Below are 26,055 nucleotides of genomic sequence, written 5' to 3'. Positions count from 1 at the left end.
TAACAGGCAATGTTGGATGACTATTTTTGTTCTTGTATGGGTATATTTTCGTTGCAGGGATATACCTTACTTGTAATAGAGATATCTAAGCACAGGGAATGAGTGCAGGTAAGTTTATTTCGTTAATGCGGTGATATAACGACAATAAATGGGTAATTCAGACATTATCAGGCGATTTAACCGAAATGATTAATTTACGGCCACATCAGCCGAGTCATTTAAAACATGACTCCAATAAATAACCAGCCAATGGCTATAAAAAAGGCCGCCAAACCGGCAGCCTTTTATGCAGAAAAGTCAGCTCTGAGAGTTAGCCGCCCAGTGCTGCCATCTGTTTTTTGTAATCGGTAGCAATCGCGTTATCCAGTGCCTCCAGCTGCTCCGCGCGTGTCTTCAGCTTGGTCCCTTTATGAGCCGGCATGTTCAGACCGGCCAAACGGGTCGCTTCAGCCTTGGCTGCGGCCATCAACTCGTCCGCCGGGACGATTTTATCCAGAAAGCCAGCCGCCACGGCAGTCGCCGGATCGTACATCTCAGCATTGATTACAGAGCGCTGAAAGAACGATGGCGTCAAACGGAATCTGGCCATTTCAATACCCGCGTGGTGCATGGTCATTCCAATTTGCACCTCGTTCAAACCCAGTTGGAATGGGCCTTCCACACCAATACGGTAATCACAGGACAGCAGCGTAAAGCAGCCTTGTGCAATCGCATGACCAGTACACACACCTACTACCGGTGTCGGGAATGACTGAAGACGATGACAAAGCCTAGACCCCATGGTAACCATCTCAACACCCGCTTTCGGGTCTTTCTGGAAGACCTTAAGGTCAAATCCAGCTGAAAAGATGCCTGGCTGCCCCACTAACATAACCACGGCTCCCGCCTCTTCGGCTTTATCCAGGGCGTCATTGATTGCCTGCATATGATCCGGAGACATGGCGTTAACCTTGCCATTCTGGAAGGTAATGGTAGCGATATTGCCATCTATTTCGTATTTCACTAAGTCAGTCATAAGACTCTCTCTTTGTCGGTAATTCTGTTTCCGGGGGTCATTATTGACCAGCCACTCTTTTGGAACATTGTCCAAATCAGCCAAATTGCTGACATACAAGCACGATTCAAAAATAGCAGACAAAAAAAAGCCCGCACAAGGCGGGCGCATAGGACTTGCTAATCTCTCCGAGCTTGCGCCCTTAGCAGCCTATCTTCGGTTGATTCCAGTCAACTCTATTAACGTTGAAGATGTCTGGAATCCTGTGTTCTGTAAATCAACGACCTAGGATACCACGAGAAATCACTTCTTTCATAATTTCTGAGGTTCCCGCGTATATCGTCTGGATACGGGCATCGACATAGAAACGTGAAATTGGGTATTCCGTGGTGTAACCATAGCCACCAAACAATTGTAGACACTCATTCACAGCGCGCAACTGCATTTCAGTGGTGGTCAACTTCAGGATGGCTGCATCGTCAACGGTCATGGTGCCGGCCTTGAATTTGGCCATATTCTGATCCAGCAGAGCCTTGCTCAGGGCGATATCCGCTTTCACATCAGCCAACTTGAAACGAGTATTTTGGAAACGGGCAATAGGCTGACCGAAGGCCTGACGCTCCTGTACGTACTCTACCGCCAGATCAAAGGCACCCTGAGCCTGAGCAACTGCCTGAGTGGCACAACCCAGACGCTCACGAGGCAGCTCTTCCATCAGGTGAATAAAGCCTTTGTTTTCTCCACCCAACAACGCTGTCGCCGGTACACGGACATTGTCAAAGAACAATTCCGCAGTATCACTGGAGTGTTGACCAATTTTTTCGATCTTCTGGCCTTTGGAGAATCCAGGCAAAGACGCATCCACCAAGAACAGTGAGACCCCTTTGGAACCGGCATTTGGATCGGTTTTGGCACAGACAATGACCAGATCTGCGTGGATACCGTTGGTGATGAACACCTTGGAACCGTTGATGATGTAATCATCACCATCACGAGTTGCGGTCGTGCGCATGCCGGCCAGGTCACTGCCTGCACCCGGTTCAGTCATGGCGATAGCACCTACGGCCTCACCGGTGACCAGCTTGGGCAGCCACTCGTTCTTTTGGGCTTCGGTGCCCAGATTGAAAATATAAGGGGCTACAATATTGGCGTGAATGTTGTAGTTACTTCCCAGACCACCGTAACCCAGACGGGACATTTCCCACTGAATCATCTGAGTAATTTCAAATGCGGAGCCAGCCGCGCCATATTCTTCCGGCATATCCACACACAACAGACCAGCCTGCCCCATGGTATTCCACAGTTCACGAGGAGTGATGCAGTCCTTTTCCCACTGCTCGTAATAAGGGTGGACTTCCTGCTCGAAAAAACGCAGAACCATATCACGGAACAGTTCTAATTCTTCGTTACTCACAGCTTGATCGGTCATGTTGGGCCTCGATGTCATTTGACGTAGTCATGGTGATTGAACGTCATGAAATATCTCAAAATAGTGGCCAGCATTGTGAGCTCACACCCGACGTCCAGCAATGTTCAATACTGCCATTTAACTAACATATTCGGACAAGTCAGTCTTAAAAACACCCAACAACATGCTAAAATCCCTTCAAATACAGCCAATCATTATCAGAAACGGACAAAAATCTCATGCAGGATACCTATGATACCCGACACACTGTATCCAGCTACTTTGCCCGGGCGCACCTGAAAAACGGCCTGCGGCAGGGTCTGAATGAAAAAGAGCTGCTGGATTTTGCCGCCCTGTCACCAGCGTTGCTGCAGCAGGAAGGCGCAAGACTTGCGCCCCGGCAGCTGGCACGCTTGCTGGTGAAAATCATGCGGGATACCGATGATGAACTGCTCGGATTGACGGCAGAACCCTGCCGCTTTGGGGTATTTGCACTGCTGTGTGAACACTTGATCCACACAAAAACCCTGCGGGAAGCCATGCGCGAAACCCAGCGCTTTTATGGGTTGATTAGCCGCAGCCTGCAATTTGACGTGGAAGAAACAGACAGCGAGGTGCGGGTGACGATTACCCTGACTCAGCCTGAACTCGATGAACATCACGTCCTGATTGAGTTACTGCTGCTGATTTGGCACCGATTTCCTTCATGGTTGATCGGCCAATTGATTCCATTAACGCGAATCCAGCTGAGCTACCCTGCCCCCCAGCACGTCGAAGAGTACCGACTGTTGTTCCCCGCTCCCCGTGACTTTGATCAATCACACAACACTCTTATCTGGCCCAAGGGGGTTCTCGATCTGCCCATACACCGTAACATGGAACAACTTAAGCGCTACCTCGCACAGGTGCCATTACAATGGTTCCGTAAACAACGATTCACTGATTATCAAACCGAAAGAGTCATGCAACTGCTGGAACAGGCAGAGGATGTCCACAAAACCACACTGGAAGACATTGCCACTCAACTGCATATGACCTCCCGCACACTGCGTCGCAAATTGACCGCCGAAGGCAGTAAGTTTCAGCAACTCAAAGACGATCTGCGCAGGGATCAATCCATTTACTGGTTAAGTCAGGAAGGTATTTCTATTGGTGAGGCGGGCCAGAAAGTGGGCTATACCGAGACACCCTCTTTTATCCGCGCATTCAGAAGCTGGACCGGGCTCTCTCCGGGACAATACCAGAAAGGGCTAATTCAAAAGGGAATGAACAACAAAGATTAACTGAAAGGACCCGGTTCAAAGTCTGCCGATCACGAGACACACTACAGAGACTTTTCCCAAAAGCTCGCCTGCCCATAGAACTTATCAAGCTCGTAACCTGCAAACCCAAACGCCAGGTAGACCTGTCGGGCCCGCTCGTTGCCCTGCAGCACTTCCAAAGTGAGCTTGCAGCAATCACGCTCTTTGGCAATTCTCTCCACACACTCCAACATTTGATATGCAATACCCAGGCCTCGGTAGTCAGCACTAACCACGACATCGTGGATATTCACCAAGGGTTTGGCTTTAAACGTGGACAGGGTTTCAAAGCAGTTGATCAGGCCCACTGGACGATCATCGCTCCAGGCAATCACAGAAAACGCACCGGGGTAATGCAGAAGCTTGTCAGGGAGGGCTTCGATTACAGACTCAGGCAGTGGATGCCCCCCCCCCATTGGATCTGAAGCGTACTCCTGCATCAATCGCTGTAAGGCCTGCCGATCGGCAGCTTCGCAAAAGTTTGCCTGTCTGATTTCGATACGTTGGTTCATGGGCTGCCGGAAAATTAATTCCAGTACTCCAAAATACGATCAACCCGCTCTTGGGGTGACAGGTTTTGCGGACATTTATCGACAAAGTTGAGTCGCGGCACCAGTCCCTCGCCATTGGCAATCTGAATTGCAAGACCAGGACGAGCATTCAATTCCAGCAGCAATGGACCGCGCTGTTCATCGAGCACTATATCCACCCCCAGATACCCCATTTGACTAACCTCGTAACCGCGGGCTGCCAACAACATCACATCTTGCCAATATGGAATTTTGAGAGTTGATAAGGGCTTGCCGGTATCAGGATGAAGCTCAATAGGCCGATCAAACTGTACGGCCCGCAGGGCTTCACCAGTAGTGATATCAATGCCCACCCCAACAGCCCCCTGATGGAGGTTGGCCTTGCCGTCTGAGTTACTGGTCGACAGGCGAGTCATCGCCATCACCGGGAAGCCTTTGTAAACAATCACCCGAATATCCGGTACGCCTTCGTAGGAGAAGCCCTCGAAGTCATCTGTGAATTTGATCTGATCTTCAATCAGGGCCACATCCGGTTTGCCACCGAGACTGAACAGACCACTGAGAATATTGGAAACGTGGCGACACAGTTCGTCATGAGTCACCCTCTTGCCATTGGGCTTGAGGTAATACTCGCCATCACGACCGGAGATCACCAGAATACCTTTGCCGCCACTGCCCTGGGCGGGCTTAATGACAAAGCAGCGGTATTGGCTTAAAAACTCTTTGAGTTCGCTGATGTGTCCCTGAACCCGACAAACACCGAGTAATTCCGGTACCGCAATATCATGCTTGGCACACAGCAACTTGGTTTTGTATTTGTCATCAACATTCGGGTAGAGATGGCGAGGGTTATTGCGGGCAATGTAATTCACATTGCGCAGGTTCATTCCAACAATGCCTTTTGCCCGCAAAAACTTGGGGGATGCCATTCCCAACATCGAAAAGAAGGATGACATCAGTGTCGCTCCAGAGGCGCAAACCGGCGCAGATCCGACAACCGGAAACCACTGTAACTGCCGATGGCAATGATCACACCCAACAGCACCAGCAGCAGCTCGGGATACAGGAATACGGTATCCGACACAAAGGTGTTACTCATCAACAAGTATGCAAGGGATGCCGTCAACAAACTGCCGGCACACTCGACCATCACATCGCGACCACCGGCTTCATCCCACAAAACGGACATCCGCTCGATCGTCCAGGACAAAATGATCATCGGGAAATAGGTCACCTTCAAGCCGCCCTGCCATCCCATTTTGGTACTCAAAACGCCAATGGCCGCATAAAGAATAATGACAAATACCAGTACGGACGCAATCCTCGGCACCAGCAATAAATTCAGAGAGCTGAGGTAGGAACGCATGATCAGACCTACGCCGACAACGATCACAAACAGCATCAGACCCACCAATAGTGAGGTCTGCAAAAACGTCAGGGCAATCAGAACCGGCATAAAGGTACCGGACGTCCGAATACCCACAAGATTACGCAGGATTACAACAACCAAGGCCCCAAGCGGCATGACCAGCAACAGCTTGAATGTGTTCTGGTCAGATAACGGCAGGCTGTAAATGGAGAAATCGATCAGTGGGTTTTGGGCATGTCCCGCGGCTGCAATGGCAGAACTGAACGCAGCGCGCTGGACTTTTGTTGTGGCAAATGTGATACGTGAATTAGAACCACCAAACACTTCCAGTAAAGGCTCGGTACCCTTTTGCAACAACAGCGCCCGATCCCAGGGAATGACCACATTTTCCCGGGCATCCATCAATACTTTCTGATCGCCGACCACCACTTCCAGAAAATTGTAAATGGATTGACTGCGGGCTTTATCATCCAGGAAAACACCTCGAACCGGCTGAACTGAATAGCCCAGCATGGTCATCAACTGACCGGCCAATTGGGTTCGTTTGAGTGGGCTGGAGTAGTTTCTCAGCAGGAGGTCAACCTGGTCATCACCGCGACGATTGAGCCGTCTGAGTAACTTCAGGGCATTTTTTTCATCAAGGGTTTTATCAAATCCCTGCAGAAAAGATTCCGCAGTGGCTTTCAGCGCAGGATCCAGCTTGACCTTCATGGGAGCCCGCAATGGCTTTTCGGCTTCCTCTTCAGTGTCCGCAAAATAACTTTGCGAACGCATATAGATGATTTGCGTGCCTACTGCCTCTTGTGCTGTCCATCGCCCCAGAGCCACCCCATCTTCGACAATTTCTTCATAGTGAAAGCCAGGCGCAATATAGTCTGAAGACACAATCCTGCGGGCAGAATTATCATCGGGCAGGTTTAAACGCACCTCCACTGGCCCATCACCCGCCTCAAAGACAATACGCCCTTCTAGCTGCCAGACTGTTTCTGTTTCGGAAGCCAATAACGGAAAGCCCAGCGCAAAATGCTTGTATGCGGCTGCACCAAACCCTACAACAAACAGCAATCCAACCAGGAGTTGAATTTGTCTAGCAGATGAAAGCATGCCATTTCTCCATGACGCAACCCATTACTGTCTCAATGACAACACTATTCTAAGGACAAAAACTTGCGACTGACATCCACCAGTGCACGCCCTTGAAGGAAGTTACGTCCGATCAGTACGGGGTACTCAAAGTTTTCCCGATCTGCGAGAGTCACTTCCACTTCCTCTTTGAGTTCACCAATGGCCAAAGTCAGCAACACCACTTGCCTGCGAATATCCTTACTGCCATGTTGTTTAATCAAAACGGTCCGCTTAATGGGGGCTTTGATCATCACACTTTCGTCAGTATTGCGGTCTTTGACCGAAAATTGTACCCAGTCACGGCCATCCCGCTCAAACTCAATGATATTGATGGCATCAATGGACGTCGTCTCGGCGCCGGTGTCTATTCGCGCTTTCTGACGAAACCCCATGGGCATGATGTCCACATATTCGACCTGCCCCAAACGGTGGTATTTACTGTTGTACTCCACAGGCTTTGTGCAATCCACAACCTGCTCGGGAGGTTTCACTTCAGGCTTTGGAAGTTCAGGTTTTACTTCGGGAGCGGGAGGAAGTTCAGGACAAACAACCGGCTCCACAACTGGACACTGCAACGTCTCAGGGGGCGCTTGTGTTGATTGCTGAGAGCCAAAGAAAGTCTCACACCCGGTCAGGAACAGTATACTGATTCCAATACCAAGTACCTTATAAGCCATTGTAACTCCTCAACATCCAGCGGTGCCCAACGGCACACTATAAGTCTTTGAAATACAAGAAAAAACCCTGTCGTCGCCGGCAGGGCTTTTATTTCTCAATCCTGTGACTTCGTTCCAGCCAGTAATTCGGCTTTGTACTTAAGCACAGTGCACCTCTTGTTATCCACCCATAGATTGAACCATGGAAATCATAACCCCGGCAGCAACCGCCGACCCGATAACCCCGGCCACATTTGGGCCCATGGCATGCATCAGCAGGAAGTTTTGCGGGTTGGCTTCAAGCCCCACTCTATTGGAAACCCGGGCAGCCATCGGTACAGCCGAAACCCCTGCAGAACCAATCAGAGGGTTGAGCTTGTGCTCGCTGAATTTGTTCATCAGCTTAGCCATCAGGACCCCCATCGCCGTACCAATACCAAAGGCCACAATACCGAGAGCCAGAATACCCAGAGTTTTGGGGTCCAGGAACTTGTCCGCCGCCAGTTTTGACCCTACGGATAGCCCCAGGAAGATGGTGGTGATATTGATCAACGCATTCTGAGCAGTGTCACTCAGGCGGTCGACAACACCACATTCCTTCATCAAGTTACCGAAACAGAACATACCCAGCAGCGGTGCAGCAGAAGGCAACAGCATCGCAACCAGAATCAGCACCACAATCGGGAATGCAATTTTCTCCCGCTTGGACACAACACGCAACTGAGTCATGCTGATCTTGCGCTCTTCTTCTGTCGTCAAAGCCCTCATAATTGGGGGCTGGATCAGTGGTACCAGAGCCATATACGAGTAAGCTGCGACTGCAATAGCACCCAAAAGTTCAGGCGCCAGCAATGAAGACACATAAATGGCCGTCGGGCCATCAGCGCCACCGATAATACCAATGGCAGCGGCATCAGCGATGGAGAAGTCCATCCAGCCCAGATAGCTCATACCCACTGCCCCCATGATGGTGGCGAAGATACCAAACTGGGCTGCAGCTCCCAGGAACAGGGTCTTGGGATTTGCCAGCAATGGACCAAAGTCAGTCATCGCCCCAACGCCCATGAAAATCACCAGAGGAGCAATACCGGACGCAATGGCCACACTGTAAAAGTTATAGAGCATGCCGTTTGAGTAACCAAAATCCGCCGCTTGCAGCGACAGTTGAGACTGCACACTGACCGAAGCATGGTTATAGGCATCCTTTACCGCCTCCAGTGAACTTCCAATCTCAAGCCCCAGAGTGTGTGCAAAGGCTGCCAAGACATCGGGGTGAGCACCATGCAGCGCCGCATCGACAGCCGATGAGGCCAGTTCGGCACCGGGAATATTCGCCAGAATGCCACCAAAGCCAATAGGAACCAGCAGCAGGGGTTCAAAGTTTTTGTTAATCGCCAAAAACAGCAGCAGTAAGCCCACTGCGATCATGACCATCTGCCCTGGAGTCATCAGGTACAAACCTGATTCTTGCCAAAGCCCTAGTAAGTTATCCATGTATCTGCACTCCCGGACTTAAGCAATGGTCAATAAAGTATCGCCAACAGCGACAGAATCGCCCTCTTTGATATTCACGCTTCCAACGGTACCCGCTTTCGGTGAGCGCACCTCGGTTTCCATTTTCATGGCTTCCAGAACCAACAGCAGGTCACCATCCTGTACAGCTTGACCTGGAGTTGCGTATACCTTGACGATATTACCCGCCAAAGGAGCTGGCAACGGATCCCCACCGGTTGGAACAGCTCCGGCAGCAGGTGCCGAGCTTTCGCTCACGGCGCCACCCACGGGAACGATACCCGTCAGATCTCCACCACTGGAGACGGTAACCGTATAGGAAACACCCTCCACTTCAACGGTGTAAACCTCTTCACCCGCATCATTGGTGACTACTGCGCTCTCTTTGCCCGTCGGGGCCGCTTCGAAAGCGTCAGGGTTGTTGCGATTCGCCAGAAACTTCAGGCCAACCTGCGGGAACAGAGCATAGGTCAGTACATCGTCGATTTCTCGCTCGCCACTTTCCAGCTTGATGTTTTTCTCTTGAGCCAGCTCTTGCAACTCAGCCGTTAATTTATCCATTTCCGGCTCGAGCAGATCTGCGGGACGACAGGTGATCGCTTCTGCTCCATCAAGTACACGCGCTTGCAGCTCTTTGTTGTACGGTGCTGGTGCAGCGCCGTATTCCCCTTTGAGAATGCCCTGAGTTTCTTTGGAAATGGATTTGAAGCGCTCGCCGGTCAATACGTTAAGAACGGCCTGAGTGCCCACAATTTGCGAGGTGGGTGTAACCAGAGGAATAAAGCCCAGATCTTCACGGACTCGTGGAATTTCGGCCAGAACCTCACCAAATTTATCCTCAGCGCCCTGATCGCGCAGCTGGTTTTCCATGTTGGTCAACATGCCGCCAGGAACCTGGGCGGTCAAAATACGACCATCAATGCCTTTCAGAGACCCTTCGAATTTTGCGTATTTTTTGCGCACTTCACGGAAGTAATTGGCAATTTCTTCCAGCTTTTCCAGATTCAAACCTGTATCACGGTCAGTATCCTGCAAGATGGCAACAACGGATTCGGTGGGACTATGCCCATACGTCATGGACATCGAAGAGATGGCGGTATCAATATTGTCGATCCCAGCCTCGATGCATTTTAAGGCGGTAGCCGTGGACAAACCGGTGGTGGCATGACATTGCATGTGGATTGGAATATCACAGCTGGCTTTAAGGCGTGAAACCAGCTCGTAACCGACATAAGGCTTCAACAGCCCCGCCATGTCTTTAATGGCGATAGAATCGGCACCCATGTCTTCGATGCGCTTGCCCTGCTCTACCCACATATCAATGTCGTGGACAGGACTGAGGGTATAGGCAATCGTGCCCTGAGCGTGCTTACCCTGCTTTTTAACGGCTTTCAACGCTGTCTCGATATTGCGCATATCATTCATCGCGTCAAATACGCGGAAGACGTCGACACCGTTAACGGCGCAACGCTCGACAAACTTTTCAACCACATCATCTGCATAGTGGCGATAACCCAGAATATTCTGACCTCGAAACAGCATTTGCATCGGAGTCTTGGGCATGGCCTTTTTAAGTTCGCGAATACGCTCCCAAGGGTCTTCCCCCAGGTAACGAATACAGGCGTCAAAGGTAGCGCCCCCCCAGGTTTCCAATGACCAGAAACCAATATCGTCTAATTTTTGCGCAATTGGCAGCATGTCGTCGAGGCGCATGCGGGTCGCAAACAGAGATTGGTGCGCATCCCTCAATACAACATCGGTAATGCCTAGGGGTTTGTTATTCTCACTCATGAGAAAGTCCTTGATTTATATCTGTCAGAAAAAGTGTTCGTCAGAGGGCAAAGTGGCTGAATAACTCACTTTTGCCGGCAGCTTGTCTGCCCCGCTGTTGCAGGGATGAGAAGCTACTGCTTGTTTCGGTGCTTCTCAATGGCTGCTTTTATGATCGCCAAATGTCTGGGATCAACCGAATTGGAAGGTGTTGTCGGTGCCGGCTCAGTTACTGGTGCGACAGCATCCGGAAAAAAACGCCGTATGAACGACGACATCCCCAAGGTCGCGATAACCAAAACCGTCAGGAACACAAAAACGGTTCCCATTCCAAAGATCAGCAGGTCGACACCCTGCTGGATAATACTTTCTTGCATGATCAATATGTCCATCACCTGTTAGCTGGGGCGGGAATGTATCGTGCCGCCGCTGTTCAGGCAAATTTCCGTAGTTATTTAATTGATTAATGTCGTGTCAGACAGTCCCAATCTACATACTAGCCAACTATTTCAAGCTGCCCATTCAGGCTGCTGTTGCCACTACTTGATTATGGCTATCTTTGCCGGGTCTACCAATCTCGCACTGCTAGTCTGGCAATTTCGCTCGAATTGATAGCCGAAATACAGACGGAACCGCTTGGTTCCGCACTGCCAGACAGCTAAAATGTCTGCCGATTGGGGCGATTTTATCAGATACCTCGCATTTAATCGTGCATTAAACGCCACTTCCGCTGACCTTTAACCGCTCAGATAGGCTCCTGGCCACCACTTACCCGACTTTTGACTCATCGTATGCGACTGTTTCTTGCTCCAATGGAGGGTGTTGTTGACCACCATGTACGGGATTTATTAACCCGAATTGGTGGAATCGACATATGTGTCACCGAATTTGTTCGAGTCAGTGGCCCTCAAACCCTGCCAGAACGGGTGTTTCAGAAAATTTGTCCGGAACTGGCAAACCATTGCCAAACTCCGGCTGGAACGCCTGTGCGCCTGCAGCTGTTAGGAGGCAACCCGGAAGCGCTGGCACAAAACGCCGCCAAAGCCTCTCGGGTTGGCGCTACAGCCATTGATCTGAATTTCGGTTGCCCCGCCAAAACTGTCAACAACAGCGATGGCGGAGCCAGCTTGTTGCGCGAGCCCGAGCGGGTTTTCAATATTGTGCAGGCTGTTCGGAGAGCGGTACCCGACCATATTCCGGTCAGCGCCAAAATCCGTTTGGGCTTCGAAGACCGCAGCGCCTATCTGGACAATGCCCGGGCCATCTTTGAGGCCGGAGCCGATGAACTCACCGTTCACGCCCGCTCCAAGGCGGACGGCTACAAGCCCCCAGCTTATTGGGACTATATTGGTCGCATCAAAGAGACTATTTCCATACCCGTGATCGCCAATGGAGAGATATGGAGCGTTGAAGACTGGCGCCGATGCCGTGAACAATCCGGCTGCGAAGACTTTATGTTGGGAAGAGGCCTGCTGGCACGGCCGGATCTGGCTCTGGCCATTCGCGCGGAATACCTCTCACAGCAACATCAGACAGACGAACACCAGGCCATGACCTGGCTTCAGATAGCTGAAATGTTATTTGCTTACTATCAAACGACCAAAGATCTCTACCCGCATAAATTTCTGGGTAATCGTATCAAACAGTGGCTATCTTATTTACGACGGGAATACCCGGCTGCAGAAGAGTTCTTTAATGACATTAAACGGCTGCGGCTGGCTATCGAGTTTGAAACAGCGTTCAAGCACCAACTTGGACACTGACAAAGCCAGGGAAGTACTCCCACCGTTAATCCTCCCGGGTTGGAAACAGCATTGATCGCAGCCACCCCCACCAGGTGTTGCCACTCAGCACGTAACGATCAAGATCTCTTTGGTTTTGTAAATAGAACTCTCCATCTTCAAACAACCGCTCCCGCTTTAACATTCGTCGGTTTGGGTTGATGGTTTTGATAACCCGGGCAGGATTGCCACCGACAACCACGTTGTCTGGCACGTCTTTAACCACAATCGCACCTGCAGCTACCACACTGTTCTCACCAATAGTCACACCTTTACCGACCTTTGCGCCATGACCAATCCAGACGTTATCTTTCAGTACAATGGGTTTTGTACAGCGAAAGGGGCGCAGCCGGTTGTAAACACCATGCCAGTCGCTGTCGGCAATGTAGCAACTGGCGGCAAACATACAATTATCGCCAATAGTGATGCTGTCAGCCGCTGTGATGGTAGTACCCGGAGACATCAAGCAGTAATTCCCCACCGTGATCTTGCCGTCCATGCCCTTACCACTCCAAGTGGTTAAACGAACAGGATTGTCTTTGGAGCTGATCAGGTGAAGATAATCACCGGCCTCGATGTTGCGACCAAAGATTTCTGCCGACAAAGGCTCAACCACCATTGGGTGTTGCCCCAAACGATCAAAATGCTTTACAAAAAAGTGATTGACCAACAGGTCATTCCACCATCCTTTTATCCGTTTGACAGCATAGGGGCTATGGTTACGACGCAAATCCAATTTCCTTTCTTTTTATCTACAATTACCGGCAGTTAAGCCTTGTTATTTTTTGACGCCCTCGCTAATGTCGTCACTTTTGTTGGCCGCTATCCTGGCCTTGCGCATTAACATTAAACGGGTCGGATCATGTCCACTGAATTAAATCTTCCTATCGATATCAATAACGTTAAAGGCTTTCTGGCCGCTGACGAAGGGCTGGCACTTTATCAATATGCTCTGGAAGCTTCCAAACTGGGACCATGCCTGGAAATCGGCAGCTACTGCGGCAAATCAACGGTCTATTTTGCTACCGCCTGCAAGCAGAACGACAGTATTTTGTATGCACTGGATCACCACCGCGGCTCAGAAGAACATCAACTGGGCGAGGAATATCACGATCCGGATCTGTACGACAACAGCATAGAATTAATGGACAGTTTTAAAACCTTTCGCACCACCATGCGTGAAGCCCGGCTCGAAGACACTGTAGTACCGATCGTCTCATCCTCTGCTATTGCTTCACGTCACTGGGCTACACCGCTGGGTATGGTCTTTATCGATGGCGGCCACAGCGAAGAAGCGGCTCAAACTGACTATCGCTGCTGGTCTACATTCATCAAGCCCGGCGGCATTCTGGCGATTCACGACATCTTTCCCAATCCCGAAGACGGCGGCCAGGCTCCTTACAACATATGGAAGCTCGCCAAAGCCTCAGGCCTTTTTGAAGAACTGCCGACAGTAAACACTCTTGGGCTGTTTCGTCGAAAATGAAATCAGCAAACCGGTTGTGAGAAAAAATTCACAATCGGTTTACGCCCTGACCTCCTGCGAACTTTCTGCTTCGTCCATTTCAGACAACAATCGATTTTCCAAAAATAACTTCGCTGCGGGTGTATGTTCGGTAATCGCATCTGCTGCCAACAGAATCGCTCCTGCCGTCCAGGTGGTTTTTTCCTCCGGCCAGATTATATTTTCTACATATTGATAACCTGTCCAGTAACCGCCGTCTTCACCGTCCCGCCACTGATGCAACCAGCCGTACAAACGGATCGCTTTGGCGTGTTCGCCAGCCGCCAGCAAAGCCATGGTCAATTCACAGGACTCTGCGACAGTGACCCACGGTTCGTCACTGACACACAAACACCCCATATCTTTTTTCACAAAGGTATCCCAGCGTTGCTGGATCCTATCCTTTGCCTGTTTGCCTTTATAGACACCCGCCAGAATTGGGTAAAACCAATCCATTGAATAACGTTCTTTGCTTTCCCAGGTGCGATCAAAACATTCTGGATGATGATGAAGGGTATTACCCAAACTGGAATAGCCTTTGCGCCAATGGGTTTTATCTTTTTTAAGCACAACAGCAATGTTTACTGCACATTCCAGACTTTTATAAATAGAAGAACATCCGGTGACCAACGCATCTTTAAGCGGCTTTCCGTCTTCACTGACGGCCCAGTAGATTTCCCCGGTGGGAGACTGATGCCGTAAAACAAATTCAATGGCTTTTTCAACCATGGGCCAGCTACGCGCCAGAAAGTCGCGATTGGAGGAAATCAGGTAGTGATGCCAAACACCAGTCGCAACGTAGGCAATAAAGTTGGTTTCCCGTTTATCACAGTAAAGAGGCATTCCATCCTGATAATTGGCATACCAGCTGCCGTCTTGCAACTGTGTGCCTTGCAGCCACTCATAGGCTTTTTCAGCTGCGGCATACTCTCCGGCAATACTGAGCCCCATGGCGGCTTCGGTATGATCCCAGGGGTCAGCCTTTCCCCCTTCAAACCAGGGTATACAACCGTCTTCTCTCTGCACAGATAGAATATAATCCACTGTTTTACGCAGAAACTTTTGCGGAAATATGCCCTTACTGAGCAGCAGGCTATCCATAACGCAATCCGCTCCTGTGGTGATTAATCAAGATCTTTTCCCCGCTCAAAATACATAACGACGCTCTTTCCCATCACCGGATTCAGGAGCCATTCCAGACTGCGTGTCAGCCACGGGCGCTTCATCAAATCCCAGACCAAAAAACTGTGGTACCACTGCACCAATCTGGCGTCTTCTTTCTCCCAATACCAGCATTTCAACCACCAGAACGGGGCATGCAAGGCATGTGCCCAATGGCGTGAATAGCGTTTCCACCCCAAGTCTTCCACATCGTTGCGCAGCTGGGTGGCGTTAAAAATACGGATGTGCCCACCCTCAACCTTTCGATAAGCCTTACTCAAGCGCCAGCAAATCTCTTCCGGCCAGGCACGGGGAACACTGACTGCCAATAACCCGTCGGGCTTTAACACACGGTTAATTTCAGCCAACACGCCCTGATAATCTGGGATGTGCTCCAATACTTCTGAACAAATGACCTTGTCAAAACTGTTATCAGCAAAAGGCAACGCCAGTGCATCGGCTTTTTGAAACGTCAGGCTTTTGAGAGAATTACCTTTCTCTTCAAAATCCGCAGAGCGCTCTTTCGCGGTCTGCAGGTCTTTCTCACTCAAGTCTACCCCGATGGCGTCAACATTGGCGCTGAGATACGCACCAATGGTATGACGTCCCTCGCCACACCCCACGTCAAGTATGCGGTCTCCGCTGCGCAACTGAAGACGATCAAAATCAATGGTCTGCACGAACCAGTCCTCCTTCAGCATTCAATGGTTTAACTGGTAGATCAACTTCCGAAGCAGCGTTATCAGTTCCTGATGTCCCAAGAATTCGATGGTAATACTCAGTGAACTCACGAGCAGCGACCTTCCAGCAAAACTGCTCAAGAATGCGCTGCCGCCCTTTCAGTTGCATGGATTTTCTCAGGCCATCGTCAGATAACACTCTTTCCAGGGCTTTGGCTAATTCACGACTGTGTCCGGCGGGAACCACCAAACCAGCATCACCAACCACTTCGGGCAGAGCCCCGCCATCGGATGATATCACCGCACAGCCACAGGCCATTGCCTCTCCTGCGGGCAAGCCAAAGCCCTCATAAAGAGAAGGAGATACCACAACAGAAGCCTCTGAGTAATGATCCACCAGAGCCTCTGTACTAATCCCCGAGACAAATTGAACACTGTCTTTCAGATCCAGTTTGGCCAACAGTTTTTCGGTTTGGCCGCCTTCTTTCAACTTGCCAACAACCAATAGTTCAATCTCAGGGAAACGCGACTTCAGTTCTGCCACAGCTTCCAAAAGATAACGCAGCCCCTTTAAAGGTTGATCAGCCGATGCTGTCGTCATTACCCGGTAGGGTTTGGCTCTGATATGTGGCCTTGGCTGAAACGTGTCAGTATCAATACCGTTGTGAATCAGACTGATGGTGTCCACTGGTCGCTCAAAGGCTTCGGCAATGTCATTTCGTGAGCAGGCAGATACCGTGACAATGTGTTTCAACTGCTGCACAACTTTTTTCTGCATGCCCAAAAACGAGTGCCAGCGTCGAACCAGCAGGCGATGCCGCCAGTTGGGTGCAGCATCCAGAGCGAGTTTCAAATCCCGAGTAATCGGATGATGGACTGTCGCCACCGTTGGAATGCCTCGTTTTTGCAGTTCCAGCAGGCCGTATCCCAAACATTGATTGTCGTGCACGATATCGTATTGCTGGCCACGCTGCTTCATCAGCTTGGCAACCCGACGGCTAAAGGTATAAGGCTCGGCAAAACCTCCCGTGAGCATCGACCACCATTCGAAGAAATCCGACCATGATGTGAGATGCCTGGGGCGTAGAGCTGTAACATGGTTTGGAGCTTCAAACAGATCCAGACTGGGCACTTTGATCAAAGTGACTCGCGGGTCAAGCTGTGGATAGGGTGGACCTGACATAACGTCTACACGATGTCCGAGATCCACCAACGCCTTACTCAGGTAATTGAGGTACACACCCTGCCCCCCAACAAACGGGTGGCTGCGGTAACCCAGCAGACAGATGTTTAAAGGTTTTTCGGAGTTCAACAACAAACTTTCTGGTATTTCTTCTGGTGCTGTCATTGGGCAATTTTATGGGCCAAGCCCATTCCCTAGGTCTGTCATATGACGATTGAGCCTCAGTTTGACACAGCCTATAATCAGCAGCAATTACCTCACAGGGAAGCATCGCGAGACTATGCATCCAAACCAAACGGTTTTTTCAAACAGACGCCGTTTTCAATTGACACTCCAGACTCCAATCAACGTCGCCTAAATAAGCATCGTTTAAAAAACAACCTGCCGGGATAATTGTTATCAAAGATTCGTCCAACAAAACGGGCAAAACTGAAATGTCCGCCGCATTGCCACTACCCAGTGAGAATGCGTTTGGACAATTGGTGCGCTTCTGGCGTACAACCCAGGGACTGTCCCAAGCTCAACTGGCTGACAGAGTAGAAGCCGCGCCCCGCCACATCAGTTTTCTTGAAACGGGTCGTTCCAACCCCACTCGTGAAATGGTTTTACGGCTGGCAGAAGCATTGCAATTGGGAGAAAGAGACACTGGCACCCTGTTGATTTCCACCGGTTTCACTCACGAACCTTCACCATTAAACTTGCATGCCGCCGAAAACAGAGCCTTGAAAAGCAGCCTTGGCATGATGCTGAAAAAGCACGATCCCTACCCCGCGCTGATCCTGAACAGCGTAGGGGATGTTTTATTGTGCAACCGCAGTTGGTTGGCAATGGTCCAGTTTGCAGGCCTGGAGGAAAAGTTTAACCAACCGGGAGCCAACCTGTTCGATTTCTACTTTTCTGAGGCGGGATTAAGACAACACATTGCCAACTGGGAAGATCTGGCCTGTTTTTTACTGTTGCGTATCAAGGAACAGCACCTGCTGACCGGAAACCCCAAACTTGCAGAACTCAGCACCTGGCTTCAGGCATACCCCGGGTTGCCGGCAAACTGGGCCAAACGTGCCATGGGGGCGCACAGCCTGTCCCTCTACGACATTCAATATCAGACAACAGAGCATGAAGAAATCTTTGCCAGCCGAACGTTAGTGACCGGCATAGAACCGGAACGCAATGCAGCCATTGGCGAGTTACAGCTGCACTCATTTTTTCCACTCAATCCTGCCACAGAGGCTTTTTGGGGGAAATTCTCCGATTTAGCGATCCACAGCCACCCTTTACTCCACACTTACTCTCTGGAACGCTAACTTCGCTTTAACACCCAGAGTTTGGGATAGTCTATCAAATCACCCTCGAAATAGATGACAAAATGACCCAAGTCTCAACCTGAAGATAATAGTCGTGCCATTTATAGACATATTTATAAAAGGTGTCTATTTTCAATGAGAGACTTATTGTCACTTCTACAACCAATGTCACTTCCAGGATCGTTGTTACTCTTGGAACCACAGGACATCGAGTGATTCAGTCTGCTGGCAGGATTTACCATGAAACCGTCCGGGCAACCACTGGCACCCCGGCTACAACCATAAAATATTCTGGGACTCCTTTTAGCATCCAAGTATTAACCCCTACCTTAAAGTATTATTGAGGCGACAAGAATGAAACGCTTACTCACTCTTCTATCTGCTACTGCTCTGGCATGTTCAGCAGGAATGGCTTACGCAGGCAAAGACAGCGGGATTTATATCGGTGGCTCCGTTGGCCAGGCCGATGTGGATTACTCCAATGATTTTCCGGAATTCGGAAATATTGAAGTTGATATCAATGACGATGACACCGCTTACAAGGCTTTTATTGGCTATAACTTTGGCTTGCTTCCCCTGATAGATTTGGCTGTAGAAGGCTCTTATATCGATTTTGGCTCTCAAAATGGTGAAATCAACAACATCAAAGGTGTTGATATTGACACCACTGGCTGGAGCGCAGCCGGCTTGGTGGGCTTTAACTTTGGGCCCATAGGCGTTTTTGGAAAACTGGGTGTTATCGACTGGGATGGTGACGTAGACGGTTTGGGCTTTGATGACTCGGAATCAGGTACAGACCCTATGTATGGAATCGGAATGAAGTTCCAGCTCGGCTCTTTCGCCATCCGTGGTGAATATGAAATGTTTGATCTGGATGACGGGGATATCGACTACTTCTCTGTCGGTGCCGCCTATACATTTTAAGAAAGCTCTGCGAAATCTCTGAATGCAGACACCATAAAAAAGCGAGGTGCTTACGCCCTCGCTTTTTTTATTTTACTGTATGTCAACGTTCAGCTCTTTTGAGATAGATATGTACCTCAAACAAGACGGCTAGAACCAAAAAGCTCCTGAACGCTGGCCTTCAAGATTCATCCTCCCACCGATCTTCCCTTTAGTGACCACCCGGTGGTTAAAAATCACGAGTTTTACAACCTTACGCATTTTTGGCTCCTGAACAATTCTTGCAAACAAACTACCAGCAGGGTCTTGAATTTTGGACACAAAAAAGCCCACAACTTTATGGTGGGCTTTTTTGGTTATTAAAATCAGCCTTGTTTCCGTGGCGGGTATTCTACCCGATTTGGATCACTATTTGTACAGGTTATGCAGCCAGTCTACCGTAAGTGACACCGTTGCCGCCTGCCTCAGATACACAAACGAGCAAATTAAAGTCATTAAAGGCCAAACCCCGGCCACCCATAAGGCTATACACTCTACTTTTGAAGTCATTCAACCCGTTCTTCGGGTTTGCCGAGACTGTCGATGCGCTGGAAAGAGAGTAAAAAAGCCCATCACTGATGGGCTTTGGGAATCTCCAGACAATATCTGCAGGCTGGTTTCTTCAATTGGATCACACCGAACCGATTATCGAATCATGTCCCCAACGCGAACAATTTTCATCGTGTTCGTCCCGCCATGGACGTTCAGAAAGTCCCCTTTGGAAATGATCACCAAGTCACCTTGGGTAACCACTTCACGTCTTACCAACTCATCCACAACGGCCTGATTCAGCTGTTCAGGTGCAATGCTTGAGGTGTCGAAGGTTACGGGTACCACGCTGCGATACAACGCCAGCCGACTTTCCGTGCGCTTATGGTCGGTAAAAGCAAAGACAGACAAGCCTGAATCAATGCGGGTCATGTACAGCGGTGTACGTCCGGTTTCCGTAAAACTGATAATGGCTTTCACCCCTTCCAGGTGATTGGCCGTATACATTGCCGCCAGGGCAATGGTCTCATCAATATTATCGAAACTTTCGTGCAAGCGATGCTTGGAAATCATGGCTGAGGGTTGTTTTTCCGCTCCCCGGATAACACGATCCATAGCTTCCACGGCTTCCACTGGAAAGCTGCCGGCTGCGGTTTCGGCACTCAACATCACCGCATCGGTACCATCCAGCACAGCATTCGCCACATCGAAAACCTCTGCCCGGGTCGGCAGCGGGCTTTCGATCATAGACTCCATCATCTGGGTAGCAGTAATTACCGGTTTGTTCAGAGCCTGGGCGCGAGTAATCATTCGTTTTTGCACTGCCACCAGTGCAGCATCGCCAATTTCGACACCCAAATCACCACGGGCAACCATTACGGCATCCGACGCCTGAATGATGTCATCCAGAGCCTCTGGCAACACGGCTTCGGCTCGCTCAACTTTGGCTACCAGGCCTGCACTGCCACCGGCCTTATGCAAAAGCTCACGTGCTTTATGCAGATCGGCTCCACAACGGACAAACGAGACGGCAAGGTAATCAACTTCCAGCTCGGCCGCCAGCTCAATATCGCGAAAATCCTTTTCGGTCAATGCATCGGCTGACAAGCCCCCGCCTTCACGGTTAATACCCTTGTTATTCGATAACCTGCCCGCCACCACCACCTTGGTCGCAATGCGAGGGCCTTCCACTCCGGTGACCTCAAGAACAACCCGGCCATCGTCCAGCAATAAACGATCACCGGCAACTACATCCTCAGGGAGCTGGGGATAATCAATCCCCACTTCCATATGGTTACCGGCTTCACGGTCAAGCGATGCATCCAGATAGAAATCGTCGCCTAAAGACAGTTCAATGGCGCCTTCGGCAAATCGGGCCACACGAATTTTAGGCCCTTGCAGATCACCAAGTACTGCTACGGTACGCTGGTACTTATCGGCCAGCGCCCTGACCATCCGTGCACGAGCCTTGTGATCTTCTGGCGAACCGTGAGAAAAATTCAATCGCACAACGTTCACGCCGGCATGGATCAACTTCTCCAATACTTCAGGCGAATCTGTTGCCGGCCCCAGGGTGGCAACTATCTTGGTACGTCTAATCAAAATGAATCCTTACCTAATCAGAGATAATAACGAATCAGCCACAACATGGTTCGGATGCTGTGAGTGAATACAAATATAGATCTAATAACTATTTGCCTGCACCGGCATTCAAATGTTTGCCTTCCTGCGATTCATCAGGTTTGCTTTTTATCGCTAGCTATAACATCAAAACCGTGTGCATTTCGCCATATCCATGCGCAACCCTCTGAAACTCACGATGATTACAGGCTACGCACAATCATGACAAAACACACCTAACTAGCCTGCATTAATGCCAGTGTGTTGTCCAACAGCCGATTGGAAAAACCCCACTCATTGTCGTACCAGGCCATCACTTTGACCATTTTCCCATTCACCCGGGTTTGGGTGGCGTCAAAGCTCGAAGATGCAGACTGATGATTAAAGTCTACTGACACCAGAGGCTCAGTGTTGTACGCCAGAATTCCTTTCAATGGAGCTTGCGAGGCTGCCTCTTTAATCGTGTCATTAATCTCTTCTACTGATGTTTCCCGCTTGGCGATAAAGTGAAAATCCACCAGTGACACATTGGCCGTAGGAATACGAACCGCCATACCGTCCAACTTACCTGCCAACTCAGGCAGAACCAGCCCTACTGCGGATGCCGCACCGGTCTTGGTGGGAATCATCGATTGTGTGGCTGAACGGGCACGATAGATGTCACTGTGATAGACATCGTGCAGTTTTTGATCATTGGTGTAGGAGTGAATCGTAGTCATAGCTCCCTGTTCGATGCCTATCGCATCATTGAGCACTTTAGCCACAGGCGCCAGGCAATTAGTGGTACAGGAAGCATTAGAAATAATCTGACTCGCCGAAGTCAGAACCTTATCGTTCACACCGTAAACCACCGTCGCATCCACGCCCGATGCCGGTGCCGAGATGATGACTTTTTTGGCACCTGCCTCAATGTGCGCAGCGGCTTTGTCGCGACTGGTAAAGAACCCCGTACACTCATACACCACATCTACCGCCAGACTCTTCCATGGCAGGTTGTGAGGATCGCGCTCACTGAATGTCTGAATGGTATCACCATTCACCACCAGCGAGTGGTTATCCACACTGACCTCACCGGGGAAGCGTCCATGAATGGAATCGTAACGGGTGAGATGCGCATTGAACTCAGTATCACCCAAATCATTGATGGCCACGATCTGAATCTGCTGGCGATAGCCAGACTCATACAGTGCCCGTAATACATTGCGACCTATACGGCCGTACCCATTAATTGCTACACGAATTGTCATAATAATCACCCTATTCCAGTTAACAGTACTTGTCTCTTGCACCTTGGACTGTTGTCGGGCAACTTCACCGACATTTAGTGATCGATGAATACTGCCCAGGCAACCTAGGGTGAGCCGTTACACCGGCTCTTGTAATTTAAAAGCTGTCTTGACGCAGCCAGTTGTTAAATGCGATTTCGTTACTGCTTAAGTGCAGCTGCTTCCGACGCCAGCTGTTTGATCTCTTCCCACTTTTTGGCCTTGACCATGTCTGTTGGAGCCATCCAGGATCCTCCAACACAGGCTACATTTGGCAAAGCCAGATAATCTGGTGCATTTTTAGGGTTTACGCCGCCTGTTGGGCAAAAAGTAATTTGAGGCAAAGGACCGGCAATGGATTTCAGCATGGGAATACCACCCGCCGCCTCCGCTGGGAAAAACTTCATCGCAGTGATACCTTTTTCCAGCAATACCATGGCTTCACTGGGTGTATTCACCCCCGGTAATATAGGCACGCCTGAAGCTTGAGCGGCATCAATAATGGCCGGTGTCGAGCCTGGAGTCACAATAAATTCGGCCCCGGCATCCAGCGAAGCCTGTAAGGTCTCCGTATTAATGATCGTCCCGGCTCCCACGATCGCATCAGGTACTGATTCTTTGATGGCGGCAATGGCTTCCAGTGCAGGTGCCGTGCGCAATGTGATTTCCAGCACCTTCAACCCTCCGTGCACCAAAGCCTTCGCCAGCGGGACAGCATCTTCCAGATTTTCTATCACCATCACCGGAACAACCGGGGATGTTTCCATAATTTCTTTAATGGTTACTGCCATAAACTTCCATTCTCTTGTCGAGTATTTTCAATTAACTGTCTTATCAATTATTCACTTACATACTGCTGTCTTCTGCATCGAACTCACTAAACAGAGTGCAGGCACCCTGCTCAGAGGAAGAGGCTTGATGCCGGAACCCGCCAAATAACTCACGCCCCATACCAAAGTGATGACTCCCCTCTGAAGAAGCCAACGCAATACGGCTGTCCAGCACTTGCCGATCCAGGACCACCTCTAAAGTGCCGGCATTGGCATCCAGACGAATGATGTCTCCGGTCTGTACTTTGGCCAAAGGCCCGCCAGCAGCACATTCTGGAGTCAGATGAATGGCAGCAGGAACCTTTCCTGATGCACCGGACATGCGTCCATCCGTTACTAACGCCACTTTGAATCCTCGATCCTGTAAAACTCCCAAAGGAGGTGTCAACTTGTGTAACTCAGGCATCCCGTTGGCTTTTGGCCCTTGATAGCGCAACACGGCCACAAAATCTTTCTCCAGCTTGCCGGCTTTGAAGGCAGCCACAATGTCATTCTGGTCGTCAAATACAATGGCCGGAGCCTCTACCACTCGGTGCTCTGGCTGAACCGCTGACACCTTGATCACACCTCGGCCCAGATTGCCTTTCAGAAGATGCAGGCCACCCGTAGTATCAAAAGGTTCATCACTGCCCCGCAGCACATCACGATCCAGGGGCTCTGCAGGAGAATCCTGCCACACCAGTGCACCATCACGTAACACAGGCTCGCGGTTGTAGTATTGCAATCCCCGGTCGTCGCCGACGGTAATAATATCTTCGTGCAACAACCCGGCCTGCAACAACTTATCGATCAGGACCCCCATGCCTCCAGCGGCCTGGAAGTGATTGATATCCGCCTGACCATTGGGATAGATACGAGTCATCAACGGAATGACTTTTGACAGTGCATCAAAATCATCCCAGTTAATTTTAATACCCGCAGCCCGGGCAATGGCAATCAGGTGAATGGTATGGTTCGTGGAGCCGCCAGTAGCCAACAGCCCCACGATGGCATTGACGATTGCCTTCTCATTGATGACATGGCCGACTGGACGGAAATCTTCACCCTGAGCGGTAAATTTAAGAACCTGTCTGGCCGCCGCTTTCGTCAATTCATCACGCAGCGGAGTATAGGGATTAATAAACGAACTGCCGGGCAAGTGCAGCCCCATGATTTCAACCATCATCTGATTGCTGTTTGCAGTGCCGTAAAATGTGCAGGTACCGGGGCCATGGTAAGACTTGGATTCAGCGTCCAACAGCTCTTTACGACCAATTTTGCCCTCTGCGTAAAGTTGACGAATACGAACCTTTTCCTTGTTCGACATGCCGGTCGTCATTGGACCTGCCGGAACAAACACTGCCGGGAGATGACCAAATGTCAGAGCACCAATTAACAGGCCCGGTACAATCTTGTCACACACACCAAGATACAGGGCGCCATCAAACATATTGTGACTGAGCGAAACCGCCGTTGACATGGCGATCACATCGCGACTGAACAGCGACAACTCCATGCCGGGCTGGCCCTGAGTCACACCATCACACATCGCTGGCACACCACCCGCGAACTGCGCTACACCGCCGGCTTCAGAGATAGCGTCTTTGATCAGATCCGGCGCGTGCTTGAAGGGCTGGTGCGCCGACAACATATCGTTATAGGCCGATACAATCGCAATATTGGATTTCACATCGGCAGTAAGATCGGCTTTTTCTTCCGCTGAACAAGCCGCAAACCCGTGAGCCAGATTGCCACAGGCCAACTGTCCGCGATGAGGGCCTTTTTGAACCGCTGCATCAACACGTTTCAGGTAAGCACTGCGACTTGAGTGGCTGCGCTCAATGATTGTGTCTGTTACCTGCTGCAAGACTTCATGCAGTTTGGCCATTGGAATACACCTCTTAAATTAATCGACGGATAATGCAGTCAGGTACCTTATGGCGCCCAATACACATCAATATCTACGTCAGTCTGCTGCAAAAACACACTTACGGGCGTGGAAGAAATATCGTCACTTTTACAGGCTCGACGATAAACATCCCATTTGTCCTCACCGGTGATCAACAACACGATTTTTCGGGAATTGAGCAAAGCATGTGGCGTCATGGTCATACGCTGCAGATTTTCGCCGGTAACTTCTGAACGCTTCGCCAGAATTCCAGCACAAGTTTGTTGGGAATTCAGTGCTTCAGCCAATCCCTCAGCATGAGGGAATAATGAAGCCGTGTGGCCATCGCCCCCCATTCCCAACAAACAGACACTGTAGGGTGTCGGTAATTGACCATAGTGCGCATTGCAGATGGATTGCCCTTCGAACGGAGTATTTGCAGCATTTTTCATACCAGTAAACTGACACTCTGCAGCGTTATGTTGCATTAGCGTCTGCCGTAACAGCTTTTCATTACTGGCCGCATGATCCGGCTCTACCCAGCGCTCATCCACCAAGGCGACGTAAACATTTGTCCAGTCCAGTTCTGCCTGAGATAAACGCTCATACAAAGGACCCGGTGTCGAACCACCCGACAACAACGCGGTAGCCTGTCCAGACTGCTGAAGATCCGTTGCCAGGCAAGTCAGCACTTCACCATACAAGGCTTGCAGCAGTGTTTCTCGTGATTCAAAGCGATGTTCATTAATCATATTCAATCCGCG

23 protein-coding genes are annotated in these 26,055 nt (G+C 50.2%); 5 read left to right on the top strand and 18 right to left on the bottom strand.

Going from position 1 to position 26,055, the window contains the following annotated elements; genetic code table 11:
• Nucleotides 1-310: 310 nt before the first annotated feature.
• Nucleotides 311-1,015: a crotonase/enoyl-CoA hydratase family protein gene (locus tag KOI40_RS16620; RefSeq protein ID WP_216098671.1), complete on the bottom strand. Its 705-nt coding sequence runs from the start codon at nucleotides 1,013-1,015 to the stop codon at nucleotides 311-313.
• Nucleotides 1,016-1,271: 256 nt separating this feature from the next.
• On the bottom strand, nucleotides 1,272-2,423 hold the full coding sequence (locus KOI40_RS16615) for an acyl-CoA dehydrogenase family protein (protein WP_216098670.1): 1,152 nt from the start codon (nucleotides 2,421-2,423) through the stop codon (nucleotides 1,272-1,274).
• Between the two features lie 218 nt (nucleotides 2,424-2,641).
• Between KOI40_RS16615 and KOI40_RS16610 the strand changes: the two genes are divergently transcribed.
• Entirely contained in the window at nucleotides 2,642-3,685 is a 1,044-nt protein-coding gene (locus KOI40_RS16610; RefSeq protein WP_216098669.1) for an AraC family transcriptional regulator, read from the top strand.
• A gap of 41 nt (nucleotides 3,686-3,726) precedes the next feature.
• On the opposite strand, the gene KOI40_RS16605 is transcribed toward KOI40_RS16610, so the two are convergent.
• From KOI40_RS16605 to KOI40_RS16575, 7 genes are all read right to left on the bottom strand, one after another.
• Nucleotides 3,727-4,215 (bottom strand): GNAT family N-acetyltransferase, encoded by a 489-nt coding sequence (locus KOI40_RS16605; RefSeq protein ID WP_216098668.1) that lies wholly within the window; start codon nucleotides 4,213-4,215, stop codon nucleotides 3,727-3,729.
• Nucleotides 4,216-4,229: 14 nt separating this feature from the next.
• Complete coding sequence (locus tag KOI40_RS16600; RefSeq protein WP_304504244.1) at nucleotides 4,230-5,189, bottom strand: alpha-L-glutamate ligase-like protein; 960 nt, start codon at nucleotides 5,187-5,189, stop codon at nucleotides 4,230-4,232.
• On the bottom strand, nucleotides 5,189-6,706 hold the full coding sequence (locus KOI40_RS16595; RefSeq protein ID WP_216098667.1) for a UUP1 family membrane protein: 1,518 nt from the start codon (nucleotides 6,704-6,706) through the stop codon (nucleotides 5,189-5,191). Before KOI40_RS16595 ends, KOI40_RS16600 begins: the two co-directional genes overlap by 1 nt.
• Nucleotides 6,707-6,750: 44 nt before the next feature.
• Nucleotides 6,751-7,404: a putative ATP-dependent zinc protease gene (locus KOI40_RS16590; RefSeq protein ID WP_216098666.1), complete on the bottom strand. Its 654-nt coding sequence runs from the start codon at nucleotides 7,402-7,404 to the stop codon at nucleotides 6,751-6,753.
• 159 nt (nucleotides 7,405-7,563) lie between these two features.
• Nucleotides 7,564-8,877 (bottom strand): sodium ion-translocating decarboxylase subunit beta, encoded by a 1,314-nt coding sequence (locus KOI40_RS16585; RefSeq protein WP_216098665.1) that lies wholly within the window; start codon nucleotides 8,875-8,877, stop codon nucleotides 7,564-7,566.
• An 18-nt stretch (nucleotides 8,878-8,895) separates the two neighbouring features.
• Complete coding sequence (gene oadA, locus KOI40_RS16580; protein ID WP_216098664.1) at nucleotides 8,896-10,686, bottom strand: sodium-extruding oxaloacetate decarboxylase subunit alpha; 1,791 nt, start codon at nucleotides 10,684-10,686, stop codon at nucleotides 8,896-8,898.
• Nucleotides 10,687-10,799: 113 nt separating this feature from the next.
• The gene (locus tag KOI40_RS16575; protein ID WP_216098663.1) at nucleotides 10,800-11,042 is read right to left on the bottom strand and encodes an OadG family protein; all 243 of its coding nucleotides are present in this window, start codon (nucleotides 11,040-11,042) and stop codon (nucleotides 10,800-10,802) included.
• 414 nt (nucleotides 11,043-11,456) lie between these two features.
• Between KOI40_RS16575 and KOI40_RS16570 the strand changes: the two genes are divergently transcribed.
• Nucleotides 11,457-12,428: a tRNA dihydrouridine synthase gene (locus KOI40_RS16570; RefSeq protein WP_216098662.1), complete on the top strand. Its 972-nt coding sequence runs from the start codon at nucleotides 11,457-11,459 to the stop codon at nucleotides 12,426-12,428.
• Nucleotides 12,429-12,453: 25 nt separating this feature from the next.
• Here the strand turns inward: KOI40_RS16570 and KOI40_RS18775 are convergent, their stop codons facing one another.
• On the bottom strand, nucleotides 12,454-13,176 hold the full coding sequence (locus KOI40_RS18775; RefSeq protein WP_304504243.1) for an acyltransferase: 723 nt from the start codon (nucleotides 13,174-13,176) through the stop codon (nucleotides 12,454-12,456).
• A gap of 132 nt (nucleotides 13,177-13,308) precedes the next feature.
• Between KOI40_RS18775 and KOI40_RS16560 the strand changes: the two genes are divergently transcribed.
• Nucleotides 13,309-13,932 carry a class I SAM-dependent methyltransferase gene (locus KOI40_RS16560; protein ID WP_216098661.1) on the top strand — a complete coding sequence of 208 codons (624 nt, stop codon included), beginning with the start codon at nucleotides 13,309-13,311 and terminating at the stop codon, nucleotides 13,930-13,932.
• Between the two features lie 39 nt (nucleotides 13,933-13,971).
• Here KOI40_RS16560 and KOI40_RS16555 read toward each other — a convergent pair whose 3' ends face one another.
• From KOI40_RS16555 to KOI40_RS16545, 3 genes are read right to left on the bottom strand one after another with little or no spacing between them, the layout of a single operon-like run.
• The gene (locus tag KOI40_RS16555; RefSeq protein ID WP_216098660.1) at nucleotides 13,972-15,051 is read right to left on the bottom strand and encodes a prenyltransferase/squalene oxidase repeat-containing protein; all 1,080 of its coding nucleotides are present in this window, start codon (nucleotides 15,049-15,051) and stop codon (nucleotides 13,972-13,974) included.
• A gap of 23 nt (nucleotides 15,052-15,074) precedes the next feature.
• Nucleotides 15,075-15,791 (bottom strand): class I SAM-dependent methyltransferase, encoded by a 717-nt coding sequence (locus KOI40_RS16550; protein WP_216098659.1) that lies wholly within the window; start codon nucleotides 15,789-15,791, stop codon nucleotides 15,075-15,077.
• Nucleotides 15,778-17,139 (bottom strand): glycosyltransferase family 4 protein, encoded by a 1,362-nt coding sequence (locus KOI40_RS16545; RefSeq protein WP_216098658.1) that lies wholly within the window; start codon nucleotides 17,137-17,139, stop codon nucleotides 15,778-15,780. Before KOI40_RS16545 ends, KOI40_RS16550 begins: the two co-directional genes overlap by 14 nt.
• Nucleotides 17,140-17,408: 269 nt before the next feature.
• On the opposite strand from KOI40_RS16545, the gene KOI40_RS16540 reads away from it, so the two are divergent.
• Complete coding sequence (locus KOI40_RS16540; RefSeq protein WP_216098657.1) at nucleotides 17,409-18,278, top strand: helix-turn-helix domain-containing protein; 870 nt, start codon at nucleotides 17,409-17,411, stop codon at nucleotides 18,276-18,278.
• Nucleotides 18,279-18,632: 354 nt separating this feature from the next.
• A complete protein-coding gene (locus tag KOI40_RS16535) occupies nucleotides 18,633-19,202 on the top strand; it encodes an outer membrane beta-barrel protein (protein ID WP_216098656.1) in 570 nt (189 codons plus the stop codon).
• A gap of 663 nt (nucleotides 19,203-19,865) precedes the next feature.
• Here KOI40_RS16535 and pyk read toward each other — a convergent pair.
• The 5 genes from pyk to pgl all read right to left on the bottom strand — a co-directional run bounded on the left by pyk (nucleotide 19,866) and on the right by pgl (nucleotide 26,043).
• Nucleotides 19,866-21,311: a pyruvate kinase gene (pyk, locus tag KOI40_RS16530; protein WP_216098655.1), complete on the bottom strand. Its 1,446-nt coding sequence runs from the start codon at nucleotides 21,309-21,311 to the stop codon at nucleotides 19,866-19,868.
• 254 nt (nucleotides 21,312-21,565) lie between these two features.
• Complete coding sequence (gap, locus tag KOI40_RS16525) at nucleotides 21,566-22,576, bottom strand: type I glyceraldehyde-3-phosphate dehydrogenase (RefSeq protein WP_216098654.1); 1,011 nt, start codon at nucleotides 22,574-22,576, stop codon at nucleotides 21,566-21,568.
• 179 nt (nucleotides 22,577-22,755) lie between these two features.
• Complete coding sequence (locus tag KOI40_RS16520; RefSeq protein WP_216098653.1) at nucleotides 22,756-23,385, bottom strand: bifunctional 4-hydroxy-2-oxoglutarate aldolase/2-dehydro-3-deoxy-phosphogluconate aldolase; 630 nt, start codon at nucleotides 23,383-23,385, stop codon at nucleotides 22,756-22,758.
• 55 nt (nucleotides 23,386-23,440) lie between these two features.
• Nucleotides 23,441-25,291 carry a phosphogluconate dehydratase gene (edd, locus tag KOI40_RS16515; RefSeq protein WP_304504242.1) on the bottom strand — a complete coding sequence of 617 codons (1,851 nt, stop codon included), beginning with the start codon at nucleotides 25,289-25,291 and terminating at the stop codon, nucleotides 23,441-23,443.
• Between the two features lie 47 nt (nucleotides 25,292-25,338).
• The gene (gene pgl / locus KOI40_RS16510; protein WP_216098652.1) at nucleotides 25,339-26,043 is read right to left on the bottom strand and encodes a 6-phosphogluconolactonase; all 705 of its coding nucleotides are present in this window, start codon (nucleotides 26,041-26,043) and stop codon (nucleotides 25,339-25,341) included.
• Between the last annotated feature and the right edge of the window lie 12 nt (nucleotides 26,044-26,055).

Source organism: Pseudomaricurvus albidus (genome assembly GCF_018863235.1).
Classification (GTDB): Bacteria; Pseudomonadota; Gammaproteobacteria; order Pseudomonadales; family Cellvibrionaceae; genus Pseudomaricurvus; species Pseudomaricurvus albidus.
This window is presented reverse-complemented; position numbering and strand designations above follow the sequence as displayed.